The sequence below is a fragment of the Maricaulis salignorans genome (assembly GCF_900103475.1).
Taxonomy (GTDB): Bacteria; Pseudomonadota; Alphaproteobacteria; order Caulobacterales; family Maricaulaceae; genus Maricaulis; species Maricaulis salignorans.
This window is the reverse complement of the sequence record NZ_FNHG01000001.1, coordinates 384,530-411,351: the sequence shown is the minus strand read 5'-3', so window position 1 is coordinate 411,351 and position 26,822 is coordinate 384,530. Positions and strand designations below refer to the sequence as shown.

At 63.1% G+C, this 26,822-nt stretch carries 17 protein-coding genes; 7 read left to right on the top strand and 10 right to left on the bottom strand.

Annotated elements, in window-relative coordinates:
• Window positions 1-555 precede the first annotated feature (555 nt).
• Both BLT42_RS01710 and glpK read right to left on the bottom strand, forming a co-directional pair.
• On the bottom strand, window positions 556-1,434 hold the full coding sequence (locus tag BLT42_RS01710) for a formylglycine-generating enzyme family protein (protein WP_143024003.1): 879 nt from the start codon (window positions 1,432-1,434) through the stop codon (window positions 556-558).
• A gap of 12 nt (window positions 1,435-1,446) precedes the next feature.
• On the bottom strand, window positions 1,447-2,937 hold the full coding sequence (gene glpK / locus BLT42_RS01705; protein ID WP_091765796.1) for a glycerol kinase GlpK: 1,491 nt from the start codon (window positions 2,935-2,937) through the stop codon (window positions 1,447-1,449).
• A gap of 93 nt (window positions 2,938-3,030) precedes the next feature.
• Between glpK and BLT42_RS01700 the strand changes: the two genes are divergently transcribed.
• The 4 genes from BLT42_RS01700 to BLT42_RS01685 all read left to right on the top strand — a co-directional run bounded on the left by BLT42_RS01700 (window position 3,031) and on the right by BLT42_RS01685 (window position 9,586).
• A complete protein-coding gene (locus tag BLT42_RS01700) occupies window positions 3,031-3,966 on the top strand; it encodes an alpha/beta hydrolase (protein WP_091765793.1) in 936 nt (311 codons plus the stop codon).
• A gap of 7 nt (window positions 3,967-3,973) precedes the next feature.
• A complete protein-coding gene (locus tag BLT42_RS01695; RefSeq protein ID WP_091765791.1) occupies window positions 3,974-5,155 on the top strand; it encodes a BaiN/RdsA family NAD(P)/FAD-dependent oxidoreductase in 1,182 nt (393 codons plus the stop codon).
• 136 nt (window positions 5,156-5,291) lie between these two features.
• A complete protein-coding gene (locus BLT42_RS01690; RefSeq protein ID WP_091765788.1) occupies window positions 5,292-6,368 on the top strand; it encodes an efflux RND transporter periplasmic adaptor subunit in 1,077 nt (358 codons plus the stop codon).
• Window positions 6,365-9,586 (top strand): efflux RND transporter permease subunit, encoded by a 3,222-nt coding sequence (locus BLT42_RS01685; RefSeq protein ID WP_091765784.1) that lies wholly within the window; start codon window positions 6,365-6,367, stop codon window positions 9,584-9,586. Before BLT42_RS01690 ends, BLT42_RS01685 begins: the two co-directional genes overlap by 4 nt.
• Here the strand turns inward: BLT42_RS01685 and BLT42_RS01680 are convergent, their stop codons facing one another.
• Window positions 9,587-10,684 (bottom strand): PQQ-dependent sugar dehydrogenase, encoded by a 1,098-nt coding sequence (locus BLT42_RS01680; RefSeq protein ID WP_091765780.1) that lies wholly within the window; start codon window positions 10,682-10,684, stop codon window positions 9,587-9,589.
• Window positions 10,685-10,766: 82 nt separating this feature from the next.
• Here BLT42_RS01680 and BLT42_RS01675 point away from each other — a divergent pair, with 82 nt between their 5' ends.
• Window positions 10,767-11,231 carry a hypothetical protein gene (locus tag BLT42_RS01675; RefSeq protein WP_091765777.1) on the top strand — a complete coding sequence of 155 codons (465 nt, stop codon included), beginning with the start codon at window positions 10,767-10,769 and terminating at the stop codon, window positions 11,229-11,231.
• 79 nt (window positions 11,232-11,310) lie between these two features.
• Here the strand turns inward: BLT42_RS01675 and BLT42_RS01670 are convergent, their stop codons facing one another.
• The 3 genes from BLT42_RS01670 to BLT42_RS01660 form a co-directional block, all read right to left on the bottom strand.
• Window positions 11,311-14,898, bottom strand: a complete 3,588-nt coding sequence (locus BLT42_RS01670) for an ABC transporter permease/M1 family aminopeptidase (RefSeq protein ID WP_091765774.1) — start codon at window positions 14,896-14,898, stop codon at window positions 11,311-11,313.
• A gap of 29 nt (window positions 14,899-14,927) precedes the next feature.
• Entirely contained in the window at window positions 14,928-15,818 is an 891-nt protein-coding gene (locus BLT42_RS01665; RefSeq protein ID WP_091765770.1) for an ABC transporter ATP-binding protein, read from the bottom strand.
• Window positions 15,819-15,960: 142 nt separating this feature from the next.
• Window positions 15,961-16,467 carry a MarR family winged helix-turn-helix transcriptional regulator gene (locus BLT42_RS01660; protein ID WP_176780200.1) on the bottom strand — a complete coding sequence of 169 codons (507 nt, stop codon included), beginning with the start codon at window positions 16,465-16,467 and terminating at the stop codon, window positions 15,961-15,963.
• A 164-nt stretch (window positions 16,468-16,631) separates the two neighbouring features.
• On the opposite strand from BLT42_RS01660, the gene BLT42_RS01655 reads away from it, so the two are divergent.
• Window positions 16,632-18,437, top strand: a complete 1,806-nt coding sequence (locus tag BLT42_RS01655; RefSeq protein WP_091765764.1) for an ABC-F family ATP-binding cassette domain-containing protein — start codon at window positions 16,632-16,634, stop codon at window positions 18,435-18,437.
• Between the two features lie 19 nt (window positions 18,438-18,456).
• Here BLT42_RS01655 and BLT42_RS01650 read toward each other — a convergent pair whose 3' ends face one another.
• Window positions 18,457-21,117 (bottom strand): M14 metallopeptidase family protein, encoded by a 2,661-nt coding sequence (locus BLT42_RS01650; protein ID WP_091765762.1) that lies wholly within the window; start codon window positions 21,115-21,117, stop codon window positions 18,457-18,459.
• 316 nt (window positions 21,118-21,433) lie between these two features.
• On the opposite strand from BLT42_RS01650, the gene BLT42_RS01645 reads away from it, so the two are divergent.
• Window positions 21,434-22,042, top strand: a complete 609-nt coding sequence (locus BLT42_RS01645; protein ID WP_176780199.1) for a Crp/Fnr family transcriptional regulator — start codon at window positions 21,434-21,436, stop codon at window positions 22,040-22,042.
• On the opposite strand, the gene BLT42_RS01640 is transcribed toward BLT42_RS01645, so the two are convergent.
• From BLT42_RS01640 to BLT42_RS01630, 3 genes are all read right to left on the bottom strand, one after another.
• Window positions 22,025-23,845 carry a tetratricopeptide repeat-containing protein gene (locus tag BLT42_RS01640; protein WP_091765756.1) on the bottom strand — a complete coding sequence of 607 codons (1,821 nt, stop codon included), beginning with the start codon at window positions 23,843-23,845 and terminating at the stop codon, window positions 22,025-22,027. The two genes, BLT42_RS01645 and BLT42_RS01640, sit on opposite strands and share 18 nt — an antisense overlap.
• A gap of 52 nt (window positions 23,846-23,897) precedes the next feature.
• Window positions 23,898-24,503 (bottom strand): hypothetical protein, encoded by a 606-nt coding sequence (locus tag BLT42_RS01635; protein ID WP_143024002.1) that lies wholly within the window; start codon window positions 24,501-24,503, stop codon window positions 23,898-23,900.
• Between the two features lie 62 nt (window positions 24,504-24,565).
• On the bottom strand, window positions 24,566-26,614 hold the full coding sequence (locus tag BLT42_RS01630) for a toll/interleukin-1 receptor domain-containing protein (RefSeq protein ID WP_091765750.1): 2,049 nt from the start codon (window positions 26,612-26,614) through the stop codon (window positions 24,566-24,568).
• Between the last annotated feature and the right edge of the window lie 208 nt (window positions 26,615-26,822).

Genomic DNA, 26,822 nt, shown 5'->3' with positions numbered 1-26,822 from the left:
GCCAGTGCTCAGGTTGTCACCCCTTCGCCCGGACAGGCTGCACGCTCCCGACCGCCGCGAATGACTGAGCTCGTGCCTCCCGTGCGACCGGAACGGCTGAAGTATGCGCCAACGTGGAGGGGGCGGGGATAAGTTTGACGATTTATCGTCATCCCAGCGCAGGCTGGGACCCAGCTCGCAGAGCGCGACGGGCCGAAAACTGGCGCGAAATCAAATAGATGTCTGTGCGTGAATCTGGATCCCAGCCTGCGCTGGGATGACGATGGTCTGGATGTTTGGTGTAGGACAAGCGGGCGCGTGACCGGGACATGCTCCGGTCCCAAGGACCGGTGCGTGTCCCGACTTGGTAAGGCTTCGAACACCGCCTGACGCTGCGCATTCCCGCAGGTCAGGGGTGCCAACGTCGCGCCCGGATCCACGCAAGTCGGGACACGCACCGGCAAAGCCGGAGCATGTCCCGGGAGCCAGACTGCCCTCACCCCGCTCTGAAACCCATGCCGGAATCCGGCATGGCAGGGGTTTCAGGGGTGGCGCGGGAGGCGTTGAATTCCCTGATTATTCCGGATCATGCATTTCACAGATAGGCCGGAATCCGACCGTTACCGAGTCCAGGGCATGTTTCGCAAACGCGATTCTCGACGAGAGGCGCGACCGCCCGGCCGGCGAGGCGAAACTACCCCCACGGTCGACAAAATACTCGCAGTCGATTGATCCCGCAGAGCGAGCCTCTGAAAACGTGCCGCTCGAGCAGGAACCAGTGAGCTCACCGGCATTGCCATGTAGATCATACAGTCCCCAGGCGTTGGGAGCATAGGAGCCAACGGGCCGCAGCCGGCTGCGATAATTCCTCTGGTCGGCAGCAGGATCGGCTCTGCAACGCTCGCCGGGAAGATCAGGATAGCAGGAAGATAAATCGTCAAAATTGGCGTCCCGATAGGTTGCGGACGGCCCGAAATGGAATTCGTCGGTCGAACCGGCTCTAGCCATGTATTCCCACTCGAATTCCGTCGGCAGCCGGCAATTCAGTCCCGTTCGGGCCGACAGCCACCCGATATAGAGCTGAATCTCATCCATGGTGAGCATCACGATTGGCTTGCGATCATCTGGCTCGAAGAAATGGTGCCAAAATCCGGTAATGCGGCCGACCCGGGCCTCCGGACAGACACCATCGCTTTCACACGCCCACCAATCTGAGCGAGTGATCTCGTACCGTGAGGTGTAGAACGGTGCCGGTACAGAATAGCTCTGTCTGGAAAGGATCGAGCCATCCGGGTCGTTAGGGCCAGGTTCGGAACCCAACATCATCTCGCCAGCGGGAATCTCGACAAACTCGGGGCAATCGGCGCAGGCAAGCGCGTTGCGTTCGCTGCCCGAGCATGCGGTCAGACCCAGCGCTACAGTGCCGAGAACAATGATTTCTGCCCAAACTCGCACGCCGCGCCCCCCTCACCCCGTCCGCACCCGCCCCACAGCATCCTTCCAGCCGGCCCGCATCCGCTCCCGGTGCGCAGGCTCGCACGCCGGCTTGAACTCCCGGTCCGCTTTCCAGATCGCACGCCCATCCTCGAGCTTGCGAAACAGCCCGGCGCCCAGGCCGGCGAGGAAAGCCGCGCCCCAGGCGGTGGTTTCGGTGTTTTTCGGGCGGACGACTTCGATATCAGTGAGGTCGGCGAGGCGTTGCAGGACGGTGTCGTTTCTGGCCATGCCGCCATCGACGCGCAGGGTCCTGGTGGTGACGCCGTCGCCGGCCATGGCGTCGAGCAGGTCGCAAGTCTGGTGGGCGGTGGAATCGATGGCGGCCTGGGCGATTTCGGCGCGGCCGGCGCCTCTTGTCAGGCCGATAATGGCACCGCGGGCGTCGGCATCCCAATAGGGCGCACCCAGGCCGGTGAAGGCGGGGACGAGATAGACACCGCTTTCCGGATCGGCACCGGCGGCCAGCGCGCTGATCTCGGACGCCTGGCTCAACAGGCCCAGCCCGTCGCGCAGCCATTGCACCGTGGATCCCGCCGAGAGGACGGAGCCCTCAAGCGCGTAGGTCGTTTCGCCCGCGATGCGATAGGCGATGGTTGCCAGCAGGCGGGTGCGTGAGCGGACCATGTCCTTGCCCGTATTGAGCAGGAGGAAGGCGCCGGTGCCATAGGTGGATTTCATCTCGCCCGGGCGGAAACAGGCCTGGCCGATGGCGGCGGCCTGCTGGTCGCCGGCAACCCCGGTGATCGGCAGCGAGCGGCCGAGCAGCTCTGCCGCCGTGGTGCCAAACTCGCCGGCGCAATCGCGCACATCGGGCAGCAACGCAGCGGGCACATCGAACAGGTCGAGCAAATCCTCATCCCAGCGGCCCTCGGCGATATTATAGAGCGAGGTGCGGCTGGCATTGGTGGCGTCGGTGGCGTGAACCTGGCCGCCGGTCAGACGCCAGATCAGCCAGCTATCGACGGTGCCGAAGGCGAGTTCCCCCTTCACGGCACGTTCCCGGGCGCCATCAACATGGTCGAGGATCCAGGCGATTTTTGTGGCCGAGAAATACGGGTCGAGCACCAGGCCGGTGCGTGAGACGACGGTTTCGGCGCGACCGGCCTTGCGCAGGGCGGCACAGACATCGGCGGTGCGGCGGTCCTGCCAGACGATGGCATTGTGGATGGCCTGACCGGTGGCGCGGTCCCAGACGAGTGTGGTTTCGCGCTGATTGGTCAGGCCGATCGCCTGCACGCTCCAGCCCTTCTTCTCGGCTTTCTTCAGGGCTTCGCGGGCGGTTGCGAGCACGGTCGCCCAGAGCACTTCGGGATCATGCTCGACCCAGCCGGGATTGGGATAGATCTGCTCGAATTCGCGCTGGGCCTCGGCGATGATCTCGCCCGTCGTGGAAAAAACGATAGCCCGCGAACTGGTCGTACCCTGATCGAGCGCCAGCAGCGCCTTGCGCGTCTTGAACATGAGCTTTCCCCGCCTTGTCTTGCGCCTGACTATAGCCCTGCCGCCGGATAAGAAAACGCGCTAGGTTCACAACAGGAAATTCCGGGAGCCGAAATGCCAAAGTCGAACTTCAGCCTGCAAACCCTGCCCAGCCCGACCGGCGCGCGGCTGGCGCTCTATACGGCAGAGGCCAGGGGCACGCCGCGCGGCATTGTCCATATCAATCACGGCCTGGCCGAACATGCCGGCCGCTACGCCCCCTTCGCCGAATTTCTCGCCTCGCGCGGCTATCATGTCGGCGCCCATGACCATCGCGGCCATGGCGCGACGACGGCCGATGATGGCGCGCCGCGCCGCTATGCCGACAGTGATGGCTGGACCAAGGTGATGGGCGATGTCAGCGCCGTCGAGGATTCGCTGCGCGCCACCTGGCCGGGCCTGCCCCTGATCGTTTTCGGTCATTCCATGGGCGCCGTCATCGCCTTCAACCAGGTGCTGCGTCAGCCGGAGAAACTGGCCGGAGCGGCGATCTGGAACGGCAATATGACGCTGGGCGAGCTGGCCAGTTTCATGAAGCTCATTCTCTGGTTTGAAGCGGCAGCGGGCGGCGAGTTCACCCCGAGCCTCACCCTCGACTCGATGACCTTCAAGTCCTGGAACAAGAATTTCCCCGAACGCCGCACCGATGCCGACTGGCTGTCGCGCGATGCGGAAGAAGTCGACAAATACGTCAATGATCCGGTGTGCGGCTGGCCGGCCAGCGTCTCGCTGTGGCGCGATTTCCTCGAAGGCACCGCCTATGCCGAGGACAAGGCCAATCTCGTTAATGTGCCAAAAGATATGCCCTTCCACCTGCTTGGCGGCTCGAAGGATCCCGCCACCCTGCAGGGCAAGGCCATGCGAACCCTCTACAAACGCCTCAAGAAGGCCGGTTTCACCGATGTCGACCTCCACATTCTCAAGGGTTTCCGCCACGAAACCCTCAATGAGATCGGCCGCGAGGCGCAGATGGCAGCCTTCGCCGACTGGCTTGACCGCGTGACCGGCTGACCCCGCGATGATCACCTATGACGTCGCAATAATCGGTGCTGGCGCGGCCGGCATGATGTGCGCCATCGAGGCGGGCAAGCGCGGACGCACGGTCACGCTGATCGAGCACTCCGACAAGCCGGGCGAGAAGATCCGCATTTCCGGCGGCGGGCGCTGCAATTTCACCAATCTGCATTGCGGCCCGAATAATTTCCTCTCGGCCAATCCCCACTTCGCCAAATCGGCGCTCAAACGCTATAGCCAGCGCGATTTCATCGCCTGGATCGACCGCCACCGCATCGCCTGGCACGAAAAGACGCTCGGCCAGCTCTTCTGCGACGGCCCGGCGACCCAGATCATCGATGCCCTGCGCGGCGAAATGCGCGAGGCCGGGGTCGGTGTTCGGCTGGGTGTTTCGGTCACCTCGCACATGCGCAAGGGCGAGGGCTTCGAGCTCAGGCTCAGCGATGGCACCCTGTTCCGCTGCCGCTCGCTGGTGATCGCGACCGGTGGCAAGTCGATCCCGAAAATGGGCGCGACCGGTTTCGCCTATGATGTCGCCCGCGCCTATGGGCTCGACGTCACCGAGACCCGCCCGGCCCTGGTGCCACTGACCTTCGGTCCGGAAATCCTCGAACGTTTCAAGCCGATCGCCGGCGTTGCCGTTGATGCCATTGTCAGCGCGGGCAAGACCTCATTCGAGGAAGCCCTGCTCTTCACCCATCGAGGTCTCAGCGGACCGGCCATCCTGCAAATCTCCTCCTATTGGCGCGAAGGCGAGGAGATCTCGATCAATTTTCAGCCCGGTTTCGGCATATTCGACGAACTCAAATCGCAACGCGGCGAGAATGGCCGCCAGGCGATCGGCACGGCGATGTCGGTTTTCCTGCCCAAGCGGCTGGCGCAATTGCTCGCCGCCGATTGCGGCCTGACCGGCAATCTCGCCGACCAGTCCGACAAAAAACTCAGGGCGCTGGAAGCCTGGCTGCGCGACTGGCGCATCAAGCCGACCGGTTCGGAAGGCTATCGCACGGCTGAGGTGACGCTGGGCGGCATCGACACCGCCGGTCTCGACAGCCGTTCCATGGAAGCGCGCCATGCGCCCGGCCTGTATTTCATTGGCGAAGCCGTTGATGTCACGGGCTGGCTGGGCGGGTTCAATTTTCAGTGGGCCTGGTCGTCGGGCTGGTCTGCCGGACAGCATGTGTAAAGCCTGTAGATGTAATTGGCGGCTTCTCGCGCTCGAAAATTCCTCGCCCCGAACTCAGGCACACTGTATCAATTCGTCAAAGTAAACGCCGTTCGCTGATTCACGGCGATGCACGATCCAATTGCAGGGCACCCAAATGATTTCGTTGAACCGTTCGCAATTGACCGCCCTTGGCATTTTCGTCGCCGTCGTCATCCTGTTCGCCATCGGAACCCTGTTTCAGGGTGACCGGAATTCGACGTCGGGCGCGCTTTCCGGTGAGCCTGTCCTGTTTGAAGTCGTCACCGCGACCGTTCACGCCACCGACCGCCCCGCCACGCTGACCTCACGCGGCCGCACCGAGGCCTTCCGCGAGGTCGTCGTGCGCTCGGAAACGGGCGGCCGTATCGTCGCGACGCCCGCGATCGAGGGCACGGCGGTCGCCGGGGGAGATACGCTCTGCCGCCTCGATATCGACGCCCGCGGCGCCGCCCTCGCCCAGGCTGAAGCGGAATACCGCACACGCGAACTCGACTACAATGCCGCCGTGGAATTGCTCAATCGTGGCCACCGCTCGGCCAATGCCGTCGCCGGCGTCGAAGCCCTGCGCGATGCGGCCCAGGCGCGACTGGAAGCGGCGCGACAGGAACTCGCCAATATCAATATCCGGGCGCCGTTTGACGGCTATTTCGACAATCGCGCCGGAGAAATCGGCGATTACCTCGCGCCGGGTGGCGCATGCGGCACAGTCGTGCAGATGGATCCGATCCTCATCACCGCCGAGATTGCCGAACGCGATGTCGCCGGTCTGGTCGCAGGCATGCCGGGGACGGCGCGCCTGATCACCGGCGAGGAAGTGAGCGGCACGGTCCGCTTCGTCGAGCGCCGCGCCGATCCGGCAACCCATACCTTCCGCCTCGAGCTGGAAGCGCCCAATCCGGACGGACAGTTGCGCAGCGGCGTCACGGCGGTGATCACATTGCCGCTGGCCGCCGAGCCAGCCCACCGGATCCCGACATCGGTCCTGGCGCTCGGTTCCACTGGCGAACTCGGCGTCCGCATCCTGGAAACGGGCAATATTGTGCGCTTCCTGCCGGTTGAACTGCTCAGCGATGATGGCGAGGAAGTCTGGGTTTCCGGCCTTCCCGACCCGGTCACGGTCATCACGGTCGGACAGGATTTCGTCGATGATGGCGTGCGGGTCCGGATCGCGAACCCGGGAGCGCCCGAGTGACCGGACTCGTCGATTTTGCGGTCAATCGCGCCCGGATGATCCTGGCGATCTTCGTCTGCGCACTGATCGCGGGCCTGATTTCCTTTCTGACCCTGCCGCGCGAATCCGACCCTGACATACCCTTCCCCTATGTCGTTGTCATCGTGCCGCTCGACGGGATTTCCCCGGAGGATGCCGAACGCCTGATCGTGCGGCCGGCAGAAACCGAAATGCGCTCGATCGATGACCTGGTGGAACTCCACGGCACTGCCTCGCTCGGGGCCGGGTCGCTGGTCGCCGAATTCCAGGTTCCCTTTGACGCCAACCAGGCTGTGCTCGATGTCCGCGAAGCCGTCGACATGGCGCGGCGGCAATTCCCCGAAGACGCCCGCGAACCGGTGGTGCAGGAATTCAACTCCGGCCTCGCGCCGACCATCGCCGTGCAGGTTTATGGCGAGGCGCCCGAGCGCACCCTGTTCCAGCTCACCCGCCAGCTGGAAGACGCGATCGAGGCGCTGCCGGAAATCCTGCAGGTCGATGTCCAGGGCCTGCGAGAGGAAGTCCTCGAAATCGTCATCGACCCGGCCCTGCTGGAATCCCACGGCGTGACCTATGCGCAATTATTCAACGCCGTGCAGTCGAATAACCGTCTGATCGCGGCCGGTTCGCTCGATAGCGGTGCGGCCCGCTTCCAGGTCAAGGTGCCCGGCCTGTTCGAGACCGCGGACGACGCGCTGAATCTGCCACTGACCAGCTCCAACCAGGCGGTGGTGACCCTGCAGGACGTTGCCGCCGTACGTCGCACATTCAAGGATGCCGACAGCTATGCGCGCTATAATGGCGCCCCGGCTTTCACGCTCCAGGTGGTCCGGCGCAGCGGCGAGAACATCATGGACACCAGCGCCGCCGTGCGGGCGCTGACGGCCGAGGTCGCGAGCCAGTGGCCGGAAACCGTGCGCTATCAGTTCAGTCTCGACCAGTCGACCTATGTGCGCGATTCCCTGCAAAGCCTGACCAGCTCCATCATGCTGGCGATCGTGCTTGTCCTGATCATCGTCGTGGCAGCGCTCGGCCTGCGCTCGGCGCTCCTGGTCGGGCTGGCAATCCCGTCGAGCTTCCTCTTCTCCTTCCTCCTGCTCAGTCTTTACGGGCTGACCGTCAATTTCATGGTGATGTTCGCCATGGTCCTGGCCGTCGGCCTGCTGGTCGACGGCGCCATTGTCGTGGTCGAATATGCCGACCGCAAACTGGCCGAGGGCGAAACCCGGAAAATGGCCTATACCCATGCGGGCAAGCGCATGTTCTGGCCCATTGTCTCCTCGACCGCGACGACCCTGGCCGCCTTCCTGCCCTTCCTGTTCTGGAATTCGATCCCCGGCCAATACATGGCCTATCTGCCGCTGACCCTGATCTTCGTCCTCAGCTCGGCGCTGGTGATGGCTCTGATCTTTCTGCCGACGCTCGGCTCTGTACTGGGCCCCAAGGGCGGCGTGGTCGACACGCAGTCCGCCGTTGCGCACCTCAATGCCCAGGAAGACAGCGACCCGACTGACTTGCCGGGGCTGACCGGGCGTTATGCCAAGTTGATTTCGGCCCTCGTCAAACGACCGCTCGCGGTGACGCTGAGCGCCGTGCTGGTTGTGGTTCTGGTGATTGGCAGTTTCGCCGCCAGCTCGGCCGGCCTGTTCGGTCTGGAGCCCAAACGGACCGAATTCTTCCTCGATGCGGAACCGGAGCAGCTCTACGTCTTCGTCCGGGCACGCGGCAATCTCTCGCCCGCCGAGCAATATATCATTGCCCTGGAGGCCGAGAGCCGTCTGGCCGGGATTGAAGGCATCAAAGGCTATTACACCGTCGCCGGCCAGCCGCCGGGCAATAATCCGTTTGACGGCACCGGCTCGGCTCCAGCCGACAGTATTGCGCGCATTTTCGTCGAGTTCGAACCCTTCGGCCAGCGTCCCAATGGCCGCCTGATCGAGCGGGAAATCCGTGCCGCGATGGTCGGCATTCCCGGCGTCATCATCGAGGTGCGGCCATTCGAGATGGGGCCGCCGGTCGGCAAGGATGTCCAGGTCCAGTTGCGCTCCAATGATCCGGCAGCCCTGGAACAGGCTGCACGCCTGATCCGCGCCCATCTCGACACGATGGAAGGCCTGGTCGATATCGAGGACAGCCTGCCACTGCCCGGTGTCGAATGGCGGCTCGATGTCGACCGCGCCGAGGCGGCCCGCTTTGGTGCCGATGTCACCCAGGTCGGCGCCGCGGTGCAGCTCGTCACGACCGGTTCACTTGTCGGCCGCTACCGGCCCGACGATGCCGATGAGGAAGTGGACATCCGGGTCCGTTTCCCGGAAGAGGATCGCGATATCTCGCGGCTCGGCGACCTGCGGGTCAACACGCTCAATGGCACAGTGCCGATGTCCAATTTCGTAACGCTGGAGGCCCGGCCACGGGTCGATTCCATCCGTCGCCGCGATGGGCAGAGGGTGCTGCAATTGCGGGCCAATGCCGATGAAAACCATGCCGGAAACCTGCTGGTCGCCGAGGTTCGCTCCTGGATTGATGACCAGATCGAGACCGGCAATATCGCCCGCAGCGTTTCGGTCGAGTATCTCGGCGCCGATCAGGAAAATGCCGAAGCCGGAGCCTTCTTTGTCAGCGCCATGATCGCCTCGCTCTTCATGATGGCGGTGATCCTGCTCTGGCAGTTCAATAATTTCTGGCACGTCATCCTGACCCTGCTGGCCGTCGTGCTGTCGGTGATCGGGGTCCTGCTCGGCGTTCTGCTGACCTTCCCCTATATCTCCATCCTCTTCCTGGGGACCGGGATCGTGACGCTGGCCGGAATTGTCGTGAACAATAATATCGTCCTGATCGACACGTTTCAGCGCTTGCGCGGGCTCGGCATGGCGGTCGACGAAGCCGTCATCCGCACCGCGGCCCAGCGCCTGCGCCCGGTCATGCTGACGACCATCACGACGATTTTCGGCCTCTTGCCGATGGCCTGGCAGATCAATGCCGACTTCGCCCACGGCGTGATCGGCGTCGGCGGCCCCGCCAGCGAATGGTGGGTCCAGCTATCCTCGGCCGTCGTCTGGGGGTTGGGTTTCTCGACCCTGTTGACCCTGATCCTGACCCCGGTCCTGCTGGCTGCGCCCTCGCGGCTGGGGCAATGGCGCCGGCGTGTCATCGACAGCCGTTTGCCGGGGCATCGGGACGAGCCCGCTATCGCCGAGTAATCAGTCGCGATAGAGCCGGATCATCTCCCCCTCGGGATCATCGGTGAGGACATAGATACTGCCGTCCGGCGCCACGCCGACATAGCGCATCCGCGCCTCGGCATCGCCGATCAGGACCTCCTGATCAACCACCTCGCCATCCTCCAGATCGATCCGGCGCAGATGTCCGGACGCGACTACGGCATCGCCGCTGATCAGGGCCGTGACGAGCAGGTCGCCATCCCACTCGGCAAACATGGTGCCGTGATAGACCGCCATGCTGGACGGTGCGATCGAGGGCACCCAGTAGAGCATCGGCTCTTCCATGCCCGGATAGCTCGTATAGGGGCTGACCAGCGCTCCATTGTAATCGATGCCATAAGTGGCGATCGGCCAGCCGTAATTTCGGCCTTCGACCAGGATATTGATCTCGTCGCCGCCACGCGGTCCATGCTCATTGGAATAGACAATGCCACTGACCGGATCGACCGCGATCGCCTGCGGATTGCGATGGCCGATCGTGTAGACACCGGGCGCGGCATCAGCGAAGGGACCATCAATCGCGCTGCCATCGGCATTGAGGTGGACATAGCTGCCATAATGGGTTTGCGGACGCTGGGCCTCTTCGCGATGGTCGAAACCATCACCGATGCCGAGCAGGAGCGTATTGTCGGGCAGGAAAGCCAGCCGGGCGCCGTAATGGACATCCGTATTGCGGCGCGGCGCGGCCGCGAAGATTTCCTCGAAACCGGTCAGGGCCATGCCCTCGAGCCGGCCACGGCCGAGCTTGAGCGTGTTGTCGCGAGCCTCACCCTCCGACCAGGTCAGATAGATGATTTGATTGGCCGCGAAGTCCGGATGCAGCACGACATCGAGCAGACCGCCCTGCCCTGAATGGAGCACATCGGGCACGCCCGAGATGGCTTCGGCGCGAAGGCCGGTTTCATCGATCACGCGCAGGCGGCCCGGCTTCTCGGTGACCAGCATGCGGCCATCGGGCAGGAAAGCCAGGCTCCAGGGGTATTCCAGTCCCTCGGCAACCGTCTCATGCCGTTGTTCGGCAAATCCGGCCGTGCTCATCATGGCCGCCGCAAAAGCTGCAATAACCCAGTGTTTCATGGTCAAACTCCGCCAATTGTCGTGTCGCCGGACAGCCTATAGGCTGACGCGCATTGTGTAGAGCCCCGGAAAGCCACCGCTGATGTCTATTTTTCGCACCGTCCTGATTTTCGTCCTCAGCGTGCTGGTTGGAACTGTCCTGGTCAGCATCGCCAATACCCATGTCGTGCTGCAATCACTGGCGGCGGTCGGGGCGGAAATTCCCCCGGCCGTGCGGATCGACGCCATCACGCGCGACTTGCTGGGCTTTGGACCGACACTCTTTATCGTCGTGCTGATCGGCTTCGCCATCGCCTTTCCGGTCGCCGGCTGGATCGCACGATTGCTCGGAAAACCCTGGCGGCGGATCGGCTTTACGCTGGCGGGCGGTGTTGCTGTCGCCTGCATCATGCTGGCCATCACCGCCTTTTATGCCGAGGCCCTGCAATCGACGATCACACCCGTTGCCTCCAGCCGGACACTGGGCGGTCTGCTCAGCCTGGCACTTGGCGGTGCCGGTGCGGGCTTCTTCTTTTCACTGCTCAAGCGACCCGCACACACGCGCTGACGGGCCCGACCGCTGATCAAGCTGAAGCGGGGCCGGTGTGCGGGAAACCCTTTGGCCTCCCGCACACGCTCAAGCCTCGTTACTCAACGGTCACCCGGCTGAGATTATCGTCGGAGTCGCGATCGATCAGCTTGTTGTAGGGATCGATCCCGACGAAAACGGGCTCTTCATCAACAATCAGTTCGAAGCGCATCGTCGTCTCATTGATGCGGTGCTTCTCCATGTAGAGGACATGGTCGGAGCCCTCGATGGCGCCTTCCAGATTGCGCGTGAAGACGCCGATATCAATCATGTAGTCGATATCTTCCTCGGTCTGCTCACCCGCACCGTCGGCGGAGAATTTGTGAGCTTCCACATCGATCACCACATCCCAGCGGCCATCCTCACGTTGGGTGGCCGTGGCTTCGGTGACCTTGAGATCAAACAACACGATCCGCTCGAAGAAGTCATGGATCATCTGCTCGTGCTCCGGCCCGGCCTCCTCGCGCAATATGCGCAGGAAATCGAGCGTGGTCGCATAGGGCTCGCTCGAATAGGCCCGCTCCTCGATCAAACGCGCCATGACATGATTGACCGTCTCCTCGCCGAGATAATCCTGCAGCGCATACATGATCACCGAACCCTTGCGGTAGTGAATGTATTGCTGGTTCTCGACTCGGTAGAGCGGCTGTTCCTCGATCGCTTCCGAACCGCGCGCGCCCAGATAGCGGTCGAGTTCATATTTGAGGAAACGACGCATGGCATCGGCGCCATATTCCTGGCGCATCACCATCAGGGCCGAATACTGGGCGAAACTCTCGATCAGCATCGTGCCGCCCTGCACATTCGCCGACATCACCTGGTGCGCCCACCACTGGTGCGCTGCCTCATGAGCGGTGACGTAATAGACGTAATCGATATCCTCGATTTCGCGCAAATCAGCAATGAAGCCAATACCTTCCGAGAAAGGAATCGTATTCGGGAAGGCTTGGGCGAATGACTGATAGGCCGGGAATTCCAGGATACGGAACTGACGGTATTGATAAGGGCTGAAATGCTCGGAGAAATACCCCAGAGAATCCTCGGCCGCGTCCAGCATGCGCTCGACATTCCAGGCATGTGGTTGGTGATAGAAGACCTGTAGATCAATCCCGTCACGCGTGCGTTCGACCAGCTCGTAATCGGCCGAGAGCCATGAGTAGAAATTGAGGATCGGCCGGTCCATCACATATTCGAAGTAACGACGATCGCCCTCAACCCATTCGCGCTCGAGATAACCCGGTGCGATAGCGGTCTGGTCGCGACTGGTCGACACGATGGTGCGGAAGTTCACATAATGAGCCGAGTTGCCAAAAGCCCCTTCGGTCCAGCGGCTTTCATCCTCCAGATCATAGGCCCGGGGCAAAGGCTCAAGCCCCTCACGCCGGCGTTGCTGGCGATCCTGCAGGAAGACACCCTGATTGACGCCAATGCCCGGCATGGCTTCGCTGTTATTGAAGAAACTGCCGTTGTAATTGACCGTCGTCACATTGCCCGAATTGCGAAATCCGGGATTGAGGCGCGCGACTTCGAAATCGAAGGCACGGCTCTCGTCCGGCTGCATCGGTACATCCAGCGCGAAGCTGTAAATGTAAGACTCCTCATCGGAGGTCGCGATGGATGCGCCCTCGAAGACCTGGCTGCGGATAGTTGTGCCGGGCCCGTAGGAAATCCACAAAGTATCGAGTGGGCCGTCGGTCTGGTTTTGCAGCACATAGCTGCCCCGCGCTTCATAACGCCGCTCATCGGGATAGATGTCGACATCATAGGAAACGTCCGTGATGGTCGGCTGCGGCAGGTCGACCAGATGTTCGTACTCACGCTCATAGGCCGCCTGCTGATGCCGGACATCAGGGCCAGAGACATATTCGTTGAGCACATTGGTGTTGTAGAAGATCCAGCCTCCGGTCACAGACGCCCCGATCAGGGCCGCCGCAGTGAGGCCGGCAGTCGCCGGCGTGAACCGGCCGAACAATCCGCCGAGTCGCGACCAGATCGGCGTCAGGGCACCCCGGCTCCAAAGCTGATAGGCCAGCACGAGCAGGATGACCGCGACAAAGCTCCAATACAAGCTGTACCACAGCGCTATGCCGAGGAAATGGCCATAGCCGTTCATGTCGGACCACGGGCCCGTCGGCGGGAAGCCATAGCTGTAGAGCTGGTGGTCGAACCCGACCTGCGACATCACCAGGGTGATGATGAAGAAGACCATCATCGCCGCCATGCCGAGCCAGCGATTATTGAGGACGACCTGCAGGAAGATCGCCAGTGCCGCCAGCAATACCGGTGGGACAATCAGCTCGATGAAGCCGCGAATGGCGTACTGGCCGAACTCGAACACCGTATAGCCCTGGATCAGCTGCGAGATGATTGCCGAGACAATGATCACCACCGCCAGGGACACGATCACCACGCACATGGCGAGGAATTTCGAGACGATAAAGACCCAGCTCGGCGTCGGCGTGGCATCGGTGATTTCCGAGAAACCGACACCGCGCTCGCGCCACATCAGTTCTGCGGCATAGAAGATCACGATGATGATCGGGAAAATCCCATAACCGCCCGCAATCATGTCCATCATGACACGGGTGACGGGATAATTGTCGGTCCCGAAAATGCCGCCGCCGAGGAAGAAGCCCGGCACGGTATTGATCAGGCCGATGGCGAGGATGATCCAGAAGGCGACATTGAAGACAACGCCCTTCACCTCGAAATTCAGGCGGGCCAGGAATTGCTGCCATGACGTCGCACCACCCAGCGTCGGGGTGACGCGCGGCAGGGCCACTTCGGAGATCGCGGAGGGCGAGACGGCCACAGCGGCTGGCTTGCCCCGGCGTCCGGCCGAGGATGCGGCCTTGCGGAAGCGGAAGCTGGCAATATTGATCACCAGCAGGACCAGGCCAAAGCCCATCCAGCCCAGCCGATTGATCATGAACACGCCTTCAAAGGGCACGACCTGGCTGTTCTGTTCGAACGTGGTCCAGTAGCGCGTCATCTCACCATAGGTGTTGAGCCCAAATGGATCGATCAGGGCGATGGTATCGCGCAATTCCGGTTCCTGGCCGGCGATGATCGAGCCCGTCAGATAGAGGACGAACAGGACCAGGAAGGCGATCCAGACCAGAAGGTTGGAGCGGGTGAAATTGGCGACCGTGAACAGGATCGTCCCCATTACCCACATATTCACCAGGCCAATCACGGCATAGACATAGCCATACCAGGCCAGATTGGTCGCTCCGATCAATTCCTGGTCAAGCCAGGGCATTTGCGAACCGATCAGGAAGGCCAGCGGGACGCTGGCAAAGCACAGCGCCGTCGCGATAAAGCCGCCGGTGAAGCGGCCGAGCACGAAATCCGTTTCCCGGATCGGGCGCGAGAAGAAGAGCTCTTCGGTCTTGAAGCTCCGGTCGCGCAAAATTCCGGACGACAGGAACGCAGCCGGAATGAAGCCGCCGAATAGCGAGAAGATCATCACATTGATGGTCAGCGCATTGGGTGAATTGATATTGGTCGAGCCGCCGCCACCGATCTGGATATTGTCGATGGTGACGCCACCGAAGACCAGGAAGAAGAAAATGGCGAAAACGGCGATGAAGGTGGGCGAGAACAGCTGATAGCGAATCTCGAACCCGGCAATTTTGGAGAGCATGGTGAGCTCCTTCCGTTCAGGTTCGAGGATCAGGCGGCCGCCGCAGCGGCCGGACGGCCCTGGCGGATGGTCGAGAAATACACGTCTTCCAGATCGGCCTGGATCGGCTCGAAGCCCTCACCGGGATTGGCGTCAGACACGACATGGATGCGGACCTGGCCGACGGTCAGCCGCTCGGAGATGATATTGTACTGGCTGCGCAGGCCGGCCAGTTCGGACTTGGCAATCGTACGTGCCCAGACCTTGCCCTCCATCTGTGCGATCAGCTCGCCGGGCGAACCCTTGGCGACAATCTTGCCGCCATTGAGGATCGCCATGTTCGGGCAGAGATCCGAGACATCCTCGACGATATGGGTCGAGAGGATGACAACGACATTCTCACCGATTTCCGAGAGGAGGTTGTGGAAGCGATTGCGCTCTTCCGGGTCGAGACCGGCGGTCGGTTCGTCGACAATGATCAATTGCGGATCGCCGAGCAGGGCCTGGGCGATGCCGAAGCGCTGGCGCATGCCGCCGGAAAAGCTGGCAACGGCCTTGTTGGCGTGCTGGGCCAGATTGGTCTGTTCCAGCAGGCCGGTGACGACGTCCTTGCGCTGCTTGCCGTTGGAGATGCCCTTGAGGACGGCGAGATGGTCCAGCATGGCCCGCGCCGACATGCGCGGATAGACGCCGAAATCCTGGGGCAGATAGCCCAGAGTGGCGCGCAGGGCCTGGGGATCCTTGAGAATGTCGATATCGCCGAAAGTCAGGCTGCCTTCATCCGGCGCCTGTAGCGTCGCGATCGTGCGCATCAGGGTCGATTTGCCGGCGCCATTGGGCCCGAGCAGGCCGAACATGCCCTTGGGGATGGACAGGTCGACCCCGTCCAGCGCGCGAACCTTATTGCCGTAGGTTTTCGACAGTCCCTTGATTTCCAACATATTCTGATCGCGGCCGCTTGCGGGCCCCGCCCCTCTTGATTGCCATTCCCGGCCGGATTGGCCGCGAAGTTTATCAGTCCATACCACCGGCCCTCGGCCCGCTGGAGGGGGACACGCCTTGGCGGAATCCCCGTTTCTTACATCATCCGGCGCTGCGTTGCGGCGCCTGCATCCCTGTTTCCGTCTGCATCCGGGTCAGCAGTGGACGAGCCAGAAGTGCCGCACGGGCATCAACCATGCCCGTGTGCAAATCCATTCCGATCTCGTTGAACAGGTCGCTATAGGCCCGCTCCAGCCGAGGCAGGAAGGCCTGAAGCTTGTCACCTTCGGTCTGGCCGGCACTCGTCAGGCTGACCAGGCGGCGGCGGCGGTCTTCGGGATCATCATCGATCACCACCAGGCCCTCCTTGACCAGCCAGCGCAGCCGCTGGGAGGCGAGCTGGTGGGACAGGCCCAGGCGTTCAGCCAGCGCCGACACGGATTGCGGCCCGCCATGATAGAGGGTCTGGACGAGGCTGGTCGCATAGGCGGGCAGGGTCAGCCCGTGCGCCTGCAGACACTGGTCCATCTGCTCATACAGCGCGGCCGAAGCCTGGCGAACACGCAGGGCAAAGGCCGCCGGGCGGCCGAAGAACGGGATTTCATTCATGGATCTTGTCACCACTCCTGGGTCGATTTGAATGCACATCTAGCATCATACAACTAATTGCACAATTTACCGCAGAATTACTTTTTGTACGGGTTTGACTTTTCGGCTCGCCCACCTGATCGCGGACCGTGACCTTCCACGCGCGGACCTGTATGCGGTGCCTCATGGCTCCACCTCTTCTTACTCTCCAGAATATCCACCTCACCTTCGGCGTCACCGCCCTGCTCGACGGCGCTGAGCTCAGCGTCGGCGAAGGCGAACGCCTGTGCCTGGTCGGCCGTAATGGCTCGGGCAAGTCCACGCTGATGAAAGTCGCCGCCGGCACAGTTGAGCCCGATGAGGGCGAACGCTTCGTCCATCCCGGCTCGACGATCCGTTATCTCGAGCAGGACCCGGACCTGACGAAGTTCAAGACGGTGATGGAGTATGTCGAGTCCGGCCTGACCGGCGGCGATGATCCCTATCGCGCCCAATACCTGCTGGAGCATCTCGGCCTGACCGGGCTGGAAGACCCCAAAGTCCTGTCCGGCGGCGAGGCGCGCCGCGCCGCCCTGGCCCAGGCGCTCGCCCCGAGCCCGGATATTCTCCTCCTCGACGAGCCGACCAATCACCTCGACCTGCCGGCGATCGAATGGCTGGAATCCGAGCTCAAATCCAGCCGCTCCGCCCTCGTCCTGATCAGCCATGACCGGCGTTTCCTGTCCAATCTCTCGCGCAAGACGCTGTGGCTTGATCGCGGCCGCACCCGGCTGATGGACCGCAGCTTCTCCGCCTTCGAGGCCTGGCGGGATGAAGTGCTCGAAGCCGAACAGCTGGAAATGCACAAGCTCGACCGCAAGATCGTGCGCGAGGAGCACTGGCTGCGCTATGGCGTCACCGCCCGGCGCAAGCGCAATGTGAAGCGCCTGTCCGATCTGCAGGGCCTGCGCCAGCAGCGCACCGAGCATCGCGGGCCGCAGGGTCAGGTCAATCTGCAATCCTCCGCTGCCCAGGATTCCGGCAAGCTGGTGGCCGAGGCGATTGACCTCAACAAGGCCTATGAAGGCCGCGATATCGTCAAGGATTTCTCGACCAAGATCGCGCGCGGTGCCCGCATCGGCCTGATCGGGCCCAATGGTGCCGGCAAGACCACCCTGCTCAATTTGCTGACCGGCAAACTCGAGCCCGATAGCGGCGAAGTCCGCCTTGGCACCAAGCTGGAAATGGCCAGTCTCGACCAGAAGCGCGTCGCGCTAAAGCCGGAATGGACCCTGTCCGAAGCCCTCACCCAGGGCGGTGGCAATACCGTCGAAGTCAATGGCCAGTCCAAACATGTCATTGCCTATATGAAGGACTTCCTGTTCCCGCCGGAGCAGATCAATACCCCGATCGAAGTGTTGTCCGGCGGCGAGAAGGCGCGCGTCATGCTGGCCCGCGCGCTCGCCCTGCCCTCCAACCTCCTGGTGCTGGACGAGCCGACCAATGATCTCGATCTGGAGACGCTCGACCTGCTGCAGGCGCTGATCGACGAGTATTCCGGCACCGTGTTCATCGTTTCCCACGACCGGGACTTTCTCGACCGGGTCTGTACCAGTGTCATGATTGCCGAGGGGGATGGTCACTGGACCGAATATGCCGGTGGCTATTCCGACATGGTGTCCCAGCGCGGCTATGGACTGACGCCGCTTGGCGGCGATGTCGCGCCGAACCGCAAGGCCGCCGCCAAGGCCGCCGCGCCGGCCCGTGTCGTGAAACGCAAGATGGCGAACAAGGACCGCTATGCGCTGAAACTCCTGCCCGGCGAGATCGACGTGCTCGACAAGGCCATCGCCAAGCTGGAAACCGAGCTGGCCGATCCGGAGATCTTCAAAGACACGGCCCGCTTCACCAAGGCGAGCAAAGACCTCGCGGCGGCGCTGGCCTCACGCTCGGAGAAGGAAGACCGCTGGCTCGAACTGGAAGCCGAACGCGTCGAGATCGAGGGCGAATAAGCCCCCCATCCCGAAGCCGTCAGCGCATGCCGCGACTATGGGCCGGCCCGAGCAGAACGGCGTTGAGCAACAAGAGATCAAGCCCTTCCAGATAGGCGCGCGTTGTCGGCGCCTGGGTGAAGGCGATCACCTGGCCTGACCCCATCGAGTTGGAAATCACGAATGGCTTGAAAGCGATCTGTGAGGCCGATTCCGCCCACATATACCCGCCAGCCACGAGCGTGTCGGGCCCGGCGAAACGCATCGCCGTATCAGCCGCGTCGCGGCTGACCGGTGCATAGATGTCAGACCCTGTCACCAGCGCGGCGGCGCCACGTGAATAGCCCGCCGACATCCAGGCGTCCGGATTGGCTTCGACACGCAGCAGCGCGCCAGGCGAATAATCCGGCATCGCGCCCTGTTCGGCCTGCACGACATCGAGTTCATCGACCGAGGTGAGCAAGACCGCATCGACGACAGCATTGTCCTGCGCACCGGCGCGTGGCGTTTCCGCGGCGCGCTCACGGCGGGTCGGGATCAGGCCCACTTCGGGGTCAGCCAGCCAGCGTGTCGCATCACCCAGGCCCACCAGCACACCGCCGGCACGGACGAAGCGGGTCAATTGCGCCGAACCGCTTGCGCCGAGCACCGATGAATAGCCGCTACGGCCCTGCTCGGGCAGGATCAGGACATCAAAAGCTGACAGATCGGCCCGCCCCAGCGTCCCGGCCCGGATAATGCTGACAGGCATGCCATAGCGCTGCTCGAGTACATAGCGTGTGGCGCCGGCGGAATTGGAATCGGTGCCATCATCCCAGAGCATCGCAATGCGCGGCGCCGTCACAGGGACAAAGTGTTCGGACCCCGGATTGGGACCCTCATCGACCCAGCTCGAGGCGAGGCCGACAAAGCGTGCACCGATCTCACCGCCGAGGCGGGTGATCAGGCTGTCGAGATTGGCCGGCGCGCCATGGCGCGGCACGACGACACTGCCGCGCGGGAAGGTGCGCTCACCAATCCTGAAAGCCACATCGCTGGAACGAACCGACACGCCCGCCGCGGCGAGGGCTGCCACGAGGCGAGCCTGACCGGCATCCTCCCAGGCAATCGCATAGCCCCAGGCCCCACCGGCACTGGAACCGGTCGAGGCAATCGGGTCATCGGCAGCAACCGGCTCGCCATTCAGGCCGGGATCGCGGCGGCAGACCACCGAATTGACGTTGTGCATCAGCGGCAAGGACCAGGCCGTGACGTCATAGAGCTCGGCGTGCAGGCCGCGCGTGCGGCGGCTCTCCTGCTCCTGCATGAAATCGCCCGGCAATTCGGTGGTGTCCTCGAGGAGTGTGCGCGCCAGCCGGCCTGCGGGCTGGTTGAAGCGGACCTCGAAGGCGCCGTCCTCAAAACGGCTGCCGCAGGCGGATAGCGAGCCATCAACACGGCTGACTTCTATGCCCTGGGCCACCAGCAAGCGGGCCAGCCGTTCGGCGCCCCACCGATTGGAGGACAGGTCGAGCAGAACCGCTTGCGGTCCGTTCTGATCGTCGGCCGCGGAGGCGCGGAAATTGAGATAGTCGCGAACAAAGCGCTCACGATTGGCGGCCACCACTTCGGCGGTCGACAGACTGGCGACATAATGATGCTCGACGGCTTCGCCATAGGTCAGAAGCGAACCATCGCGCCGGCGCCAGACCAGACCGCGGGCCGAGGCCTGTTCATAGGTCATCGCCACGGCACCCTGCAGGGTTGGCCACATATCGCCATAGCCCGGATAGAAAGCGTCGAAGACTTCACGCGTGAAATAGTCATAGCCGAATTGGTCGAACCAGCGGCCATGATTGCGCCCGATCAAATCCTGGGCATCGCGCTGGCTCTGGACCACATGCGGATTGAAGGGTTCGGCCGAGGGCGCGAAGAAATAGCTGCTGTCTCCGCCCATTTCATGCGCATCGACAACGACCACGGGACGCCAGTCGAGCATCGCCGCGACGCGGCCACGCGTCTCCGGTTGCGTCATCGCAAACCAGTCGCGATTCATGTCGAACAGATAGTGGTTGGTGCGGCCGCCCGGCCAGGGCTGGTCGTGCTCGGCCGTAAAGCGGTTTTCATCCATTTGCAGGCCACGCGCCGCGGTAAAGCTGTGCACGAAGCGCGCCCGGCCATCGGGGTTTTGCACCGGGTCAATGATGACAATGGTCTGATCCAGGATCTGGTCGACACCGGCGTCATTGCGCGAGGCGAGCAGGTGGTAGGCGGTTCGCAGGCCGGCATCGGTCGAGGAAATCTCATCGCCATGCACGCCATAGGAGAGCCAGACCACAGCCGGCGTCGAGGCGACCAGGCTGTCGCGCTCACCGGCGCTCAGCCCGCGCGGATCGGCCAGTTGCTGCAGGTCGGCCTGGATGTCATCAAGCCGCGCCATGGAGTCCGGATTGGCAATAATGGCGTAGGCGAGCGGGCGCCCTTCCCAGCTGGTCGCGTAATCAACGACCCGGACGCGGTCAGGGGCGGCAGCCTCCAGGGCCCGAAGATAGGCAATCGCCTGATCGGGCGGGGTGATTTCAGCACCAAATTGATGACCCAATACCGATTGCGCGGTCGGAATCTGCGCATCGTATTGGCCGGCCAGCGGCGAAGATTGCGCCAGCGCCGGTACCGACGCCATAACCAGACCGACCAAGGCCCCGAACAAATGCTTCATCATGAAATCCCCGTATATCCTGCGACCAGTAAAGCAGGTTTTTCGCGGCCGGTGAAAGCCTTGTTGCTGTGCGTCCCCAACGCGCCGGGCCGGTGAAGATCAATCGGCCAGCGTTTCCCATTCAGCGCACGGTGCCTGGATTCGGCATGCTCCCCGCCCGGTTCGGCGGCCTTTTTCGCTGGCCTTCTGCGGGGGGATCGCCGATTATCCCTAACACGCAACTGTTTGCGGGATGGGGACACGCATGATGGCGGACAAATCCTGGGCAAGGGCCCTGGATGCTCTCTCTCTGACGGACCAAGATGCTCGCGCTGCGTTGATGACGCGCGCCGAAATTCGACGCTTCCCCGCCGGCGCCAGCATCATCGCACAGGATGATCAGGGCGATCAGGTCTTCCTCGTGCTGGATGGCACCGCACGCGTGGTTCTGCTCTCCGAGGGCGGCCAGGAAATCTGGCTCGACACGCTACAGGCCGGCACGATCATCGGCGAGCTCGCCGCCCTGACTGACCGGCGCCGGACCTCGGAAATCATCGCCGAAACCGAGTGCGAGCTGGCGAGCTATCCGGCCGCTGTCTTTCTCGATCTGCTCCAGCAATATGGCGATCTGGGACTGGCGTTGGCGCGCATTCTGGCGCACCGCGTACACCACACGACCCAGCGGATGTTCGAGCTATCTGCCCTGTCTGCCCCCGGCCGGATCTATGCGGAAATCCTGCGCATGTCCGAGTGTTCGAAGGCGGGGCCGACCCGGGTTATCCGCCCCATTCCCTCGCTGACCGCCATCGCGTTACGGGTCAACACGACGCGCGAAACCGTGTCGCGCACGGTCAGCAATCTTGAGCGGCGCGGCATGCTGATGCGACGCCCCGATGCCTTCGAACTCGTCGACCCCGACCATCTGGCGCGGCTAAGCACCGCCAATTGACGCCGCCGCGTCGAGCGCTGCCGGGCAATCGGCTGCCACGGCGCGCAAACTGTACATGCCGATCTCCGGCATCAAGGCGTCGATCGCTGTCTGACCGACATACTCACACCGGAACTCGCTGCCGCGTGCCATCGCCAGGGCCGCCGCGAAAAACGCGCTGACGAAAATCGAACCGGGCAAGGTTGCGCGCTCGATGCGTGAGGCGATCGCCACCTGGCCGCCAAACAGGGTCGGCGTCTTGCGCAGCGGGTCCTGCGCCTCGTGCACCGGGCCGTAATGCCCTCCGATCCGCAGGGCGAGATGTTCTGGCAGGCCAAGCGCTGCAAGATCAATCGCTGAAAAAGCGCGGCGGAGCGTGTCGGCCGCGCGGGCCGCCTCGTCGACATCGCGGAAGGCGAGAAAGAGACCATCACCCCAGCTATCGGCGTGCAGCGGGGCCGGCTCCAGCGCATCGCACACTTGCGCCAGGACGCTCATGACCGACGTCACGAAGACCGGCACCAGATCATCGGCGACAGTCGATGAGCCGCAGACATCGATGAAGAGCATAGCCCGAAGGACTTGTCGGAAATCCGGATCGGCGACCGATTTTGCGAGGTCATCGCCGCGATAGCGCTCCAGGCCGGTCGCCGGGACCACGATCTGACGCAGTCCCGCCTCCTGCCAGACGTCACGGTCATGGGCGGTGCCGAACGGATCGGCGGGCGGCGCATCGTCGGCGACCAGGAGTTGAACGGGTGAGGTCGACAGGGCACTGGCCCGCATTCGCGCCAACCCCATCGCGACCTCGCTGGCGAAGCGGATATGCTGGCCGGACAAAAGCTTGCGATCCGTGGTGACCTCGTGGATAGCCGCAGCGCTGGACAGGCAGGCCTCACAGCGCCGGACCCAATGCCCGCCCAGCGGGCGAACAGAGGCATCGATGAAAACATTGACCGGGACGGGCAGGACCAGGTGCAGCTCATTGCCGCGCGCGATGGCCACCTCGGCGACCAAAATGTCCGCGCCGGCCGCGATGGCACCGTAACAGGGCCCGATATTCTCCCGCTCAAAGGCCTCGGCAATGGCCAGGCTAAGGCCTGCCTCACGCGCCGGCGCGACCCCGTCCGCATCGCCCCCGGCGTGAAACAAATGGCCGGCGAAATGGCACGGGCCGGGCGGCTCAAGCTCGTGCAGCCACGGGGCTGACAATTGAAGAAGGCGCTTGACCATGCGCAATTGCCGGATCGTCGTCGCATGCGCCATCGAGTTGCCGCGATCGCAGGCGATCGCCGATTCCAGCGCCATCTGGGCCGCACCGGAATCGCCGAGAAGGAGATGGGCCTCGGCCTGCGAGGCCAGGCGGTAATACGCCTCTTCGGCATCGGTCGGGTTGGCGCCGCGGCAACAGGCCAAAACCTTGCGCGCCAACGCGTCGGCGCGCTGACCATCGCCGGCCAACAGATACAGGGTTGCCGCATTGATGCCGGGATAATGGCCGCCCGTCTGGGAGAATATCCGCTGATACTGGGCCGCGGCGACGGCCGCCAGGGGCCGGACCTCCTCAGCGTGGGCCTCCAGCGCCATACTCTTGCTCAACCGCGCGCCGAGCGCCAGGCTATCCTCGTCATGGCTGGCCTCAGACAGACGGAAACGGCGAAAATCGAGCTCCGCACGCTCCAGCGCCCCGGAACGAACGAGGCAGAGCACGGCGCGGTGCTTGAACCAGCCATCATCAGGTTGTTGCGCCAGGGCAGCCAGGCACAGATCATAGGCCCGCGCCAGATCGCCCTGGTTGAACCTTTCGAGGATTATCCGGCGCATCCGCCCTCCAGCGACCGTCCTGGCTCAAAAAGGCCCGATGATCGCCGGCGGGTCAATCTTCATTCTTGATGATCGGATCGACAATGACGCGTGTGTGCTGGGCGCCGCCGGCCTGCGCGACATCCATGAAGAGCGCGAACTCGAAGCTCTCGTCAGTCTGGGTGCAGCTATCGACCAGCTGGAAGGCATTGGGCTCCAGGCTCACCCCATTGAGGGTCAGCCATTCAAGACCGCCGAACTCGCCCTTGCCAAAGCCCGTCTTCAGCTTGATCCGGGCGGGTTCAAAACTCCAGTTTTGCATGCTCAGGGCGAAGATCAGCCGGCTGGCACAATGCACGTTGAGATCATACGGGCTGGGCTTGACGCTATTGCTCGGCGTCCACATCGGCGCGAGCGTCGTATAGGCCAGTGTGCGCAATTGCGCGGCCGTCAGGCCGGGATTGCCGGTGACGACAGAGTCGAATGTGGCGAGAATGACGCCGATCTCGGTATCGGTGAACGGATCACGATCATCATCACTGCCGGCGAGCACAACGAAACTGCCGTCGCGTAACGTGCTCACGCTGATCTGGGTGCACTCGAAACTGCGCGTCGGCAGGTCAAGGAGTTCAGCCTGTACCTTGGTCCCGTCAAGCCCACTCATGTCTGAAAGCGTCATCGCTGGCCTCAATCTTCAAGCTGGCGCCCGGTTATCCGGGCGCGTGGACGATCCCGCAGGACCTAATTTGCCTCCGCAGCCTCCAGGGCGGTCACGGATTGCGCGCGGTGAAATTCCATCGCGGCATCAAGCCGCAACTGACTGGAAATCGGAGTCAGCATGGTCACCATATGTGAACGCAGCGTTTCCGCAGCCGCAGGGGCGCCCCGGCGCAATTCAAGATCGGCCAGCTCATTGGCTGACGCGGCGTAGAGATAGGGACCATACTGGAATTCGGTCTGCCAATTGGCTTCAGCGACCAGCGATGTCATCAAATGATCCAGCCGCAAATGCGCCGATTCATCCTGCCCCATCGCGACAAAAATCCGCGCCTCGACCAGGGCCGCATAGAGCCGGGTCTCCGCGATACGGGCACTGGCATCGGCCATCCAGGACGGATGCGCCATATAGGCAGACGCGTCGAGATAGGCCTCGCGGGCGCCGGCGACATCATGGGCAAGCAGGCGGGCCTGGGCCAGCCACAAGCGCTGCCGGACCGTGGTCAGACGCCAGTTCCCATTGGCCGGGTCACGCTGCAGCAAGGCGTCAGCCTCGAACGACGTCGCCTCCAGGATGGCCAACGCGATCTGCAGATCAGCCGCCGGCGTATCGGCACCCGGTGCGATCAGGAGACGAGCCAGGGCGCGCTCGGCATTGATCGCGTCGCGACGGATATTCCAGTCATCGACCTCAGCGGACAACTGGTCCTCATAGATGGCGATTTCCTGCTGGCGCGCCGCGATGGCGGCATCCCGGCCATCGGTCATCTCATAGACCGTCGCAACCCAGGCCAGGGCGTTGGCATGGTCGACATGCGCCTGCACCACATCCGGTTGACGCGACGCAAGATCGGCCATCAGCGCACTGGCGGCGACGAAGGAGTCGCGGGCTTCCGGCAAACGCGCTGACTGAAGATAGACCACACCCAGATTGGTGTTGGCATAGGCAAATTCGGCGAGCCATTCGGTATTGCCGGCATCGATTTCGGTGAGACGCCCGGCCAGGTCGCGGTAAGCCCGGAAATGGCCTTCAGCATCATCGAGCCGCCCCTGGCGCCAGGCATAATAGCCAACCCAGTAAGCGCTCTGGGAGTGTTCGAAAATGCGGTCAGGATCATCGTCGGCGATCAGGAGCAATTGTTGGGTCGCGTCATAGGCGCGGCGAAAATGCTCATAGGCAGATTCCAGATCCCCCTCAGCCGATTCGATTTCCCCAAGCAGATGGAAGGCGCGCGACCGGCGCCCGAGCGCATCCGCCGACAATTGCCGTGTCGGCTGCGCCGCGTAATAGGCGACAACCTTCTCGCCTACTGCATCGAGGACATCGAGCCGCCCGACCGGCTCCAGCTTGTCTTGAAGGTCACTCAACATAAACTCGATCAAATCCTCTGCATCGGCCTTGCGGCGTTCCGCCTCGGATCGGGCCGAAGACGCGAGCAGGGTCAGACCCGTCATGATTACCGCGAGCAGAAGTGAGAGCATCGTGACGGTAGTCACGCGCTGTTGACGGCGCTGGAGGTCGCGCTGGATGATCTCGTCGAGCCGCAGGCCCAACATGCCCGCAACGAGCTTGACCACGCCCATCCGGAAGCCATCGCCCTTCGGCCGGAAGTCCGCACCGACCGGCTCAGCCTCCGATTCCGGCAAGCCATTCTCAAGCAGGGCTGCCGGGAAGCAGCCATCCCCGGCGCCATCAGGGCCAGCCACCGTGCCAGGATTGCCAGCGACGATCGCCGCAAGAATCTGTCCCTGCGGACGCACGGTGCGGAATTCCTGGATCTCCTGGTTCACCCAGCGCGAGGCTGCCGCAGCGGGCGAGCAGACCACGATCAGAACATCGGACTGCGCGAGCGCCGTGCGGACCGACGCCGTGAGGTCACCGGCCGCGGGCAAATCATCGCGGTCGCGGAAAATGGGATTGAGCCGCTTCGGCACCAGCCCATGCGCGGTCGATGTCCCGACCAGATTCGCGGGCAGGCGATAGGCTTCCAGGGCGCGGTGAATCCGGCGCGCCCAGCGGCTGTCATCATGGCTGTAACTGATAAACGCCCGGTATTTCGTCTGCCCGCTCATAATGCCCCTGCTCCCAAGCCCGGCACATGATCGGGCCAGTTGCCGCAAGGTGCAAGCTCGAGGGCAAATTGCGCGGCAGCGCACCGGAAAACCCGGGCAAACAGCAAAAATTCGGCGGGGCGCGAGGCGAAGTTGGGGCTTCGCTTGGGCAAGGACTCGCGCCCCGACCGACCCCCAATCGAGGAGGAGGAGGGAAGCTGCAAAGGGC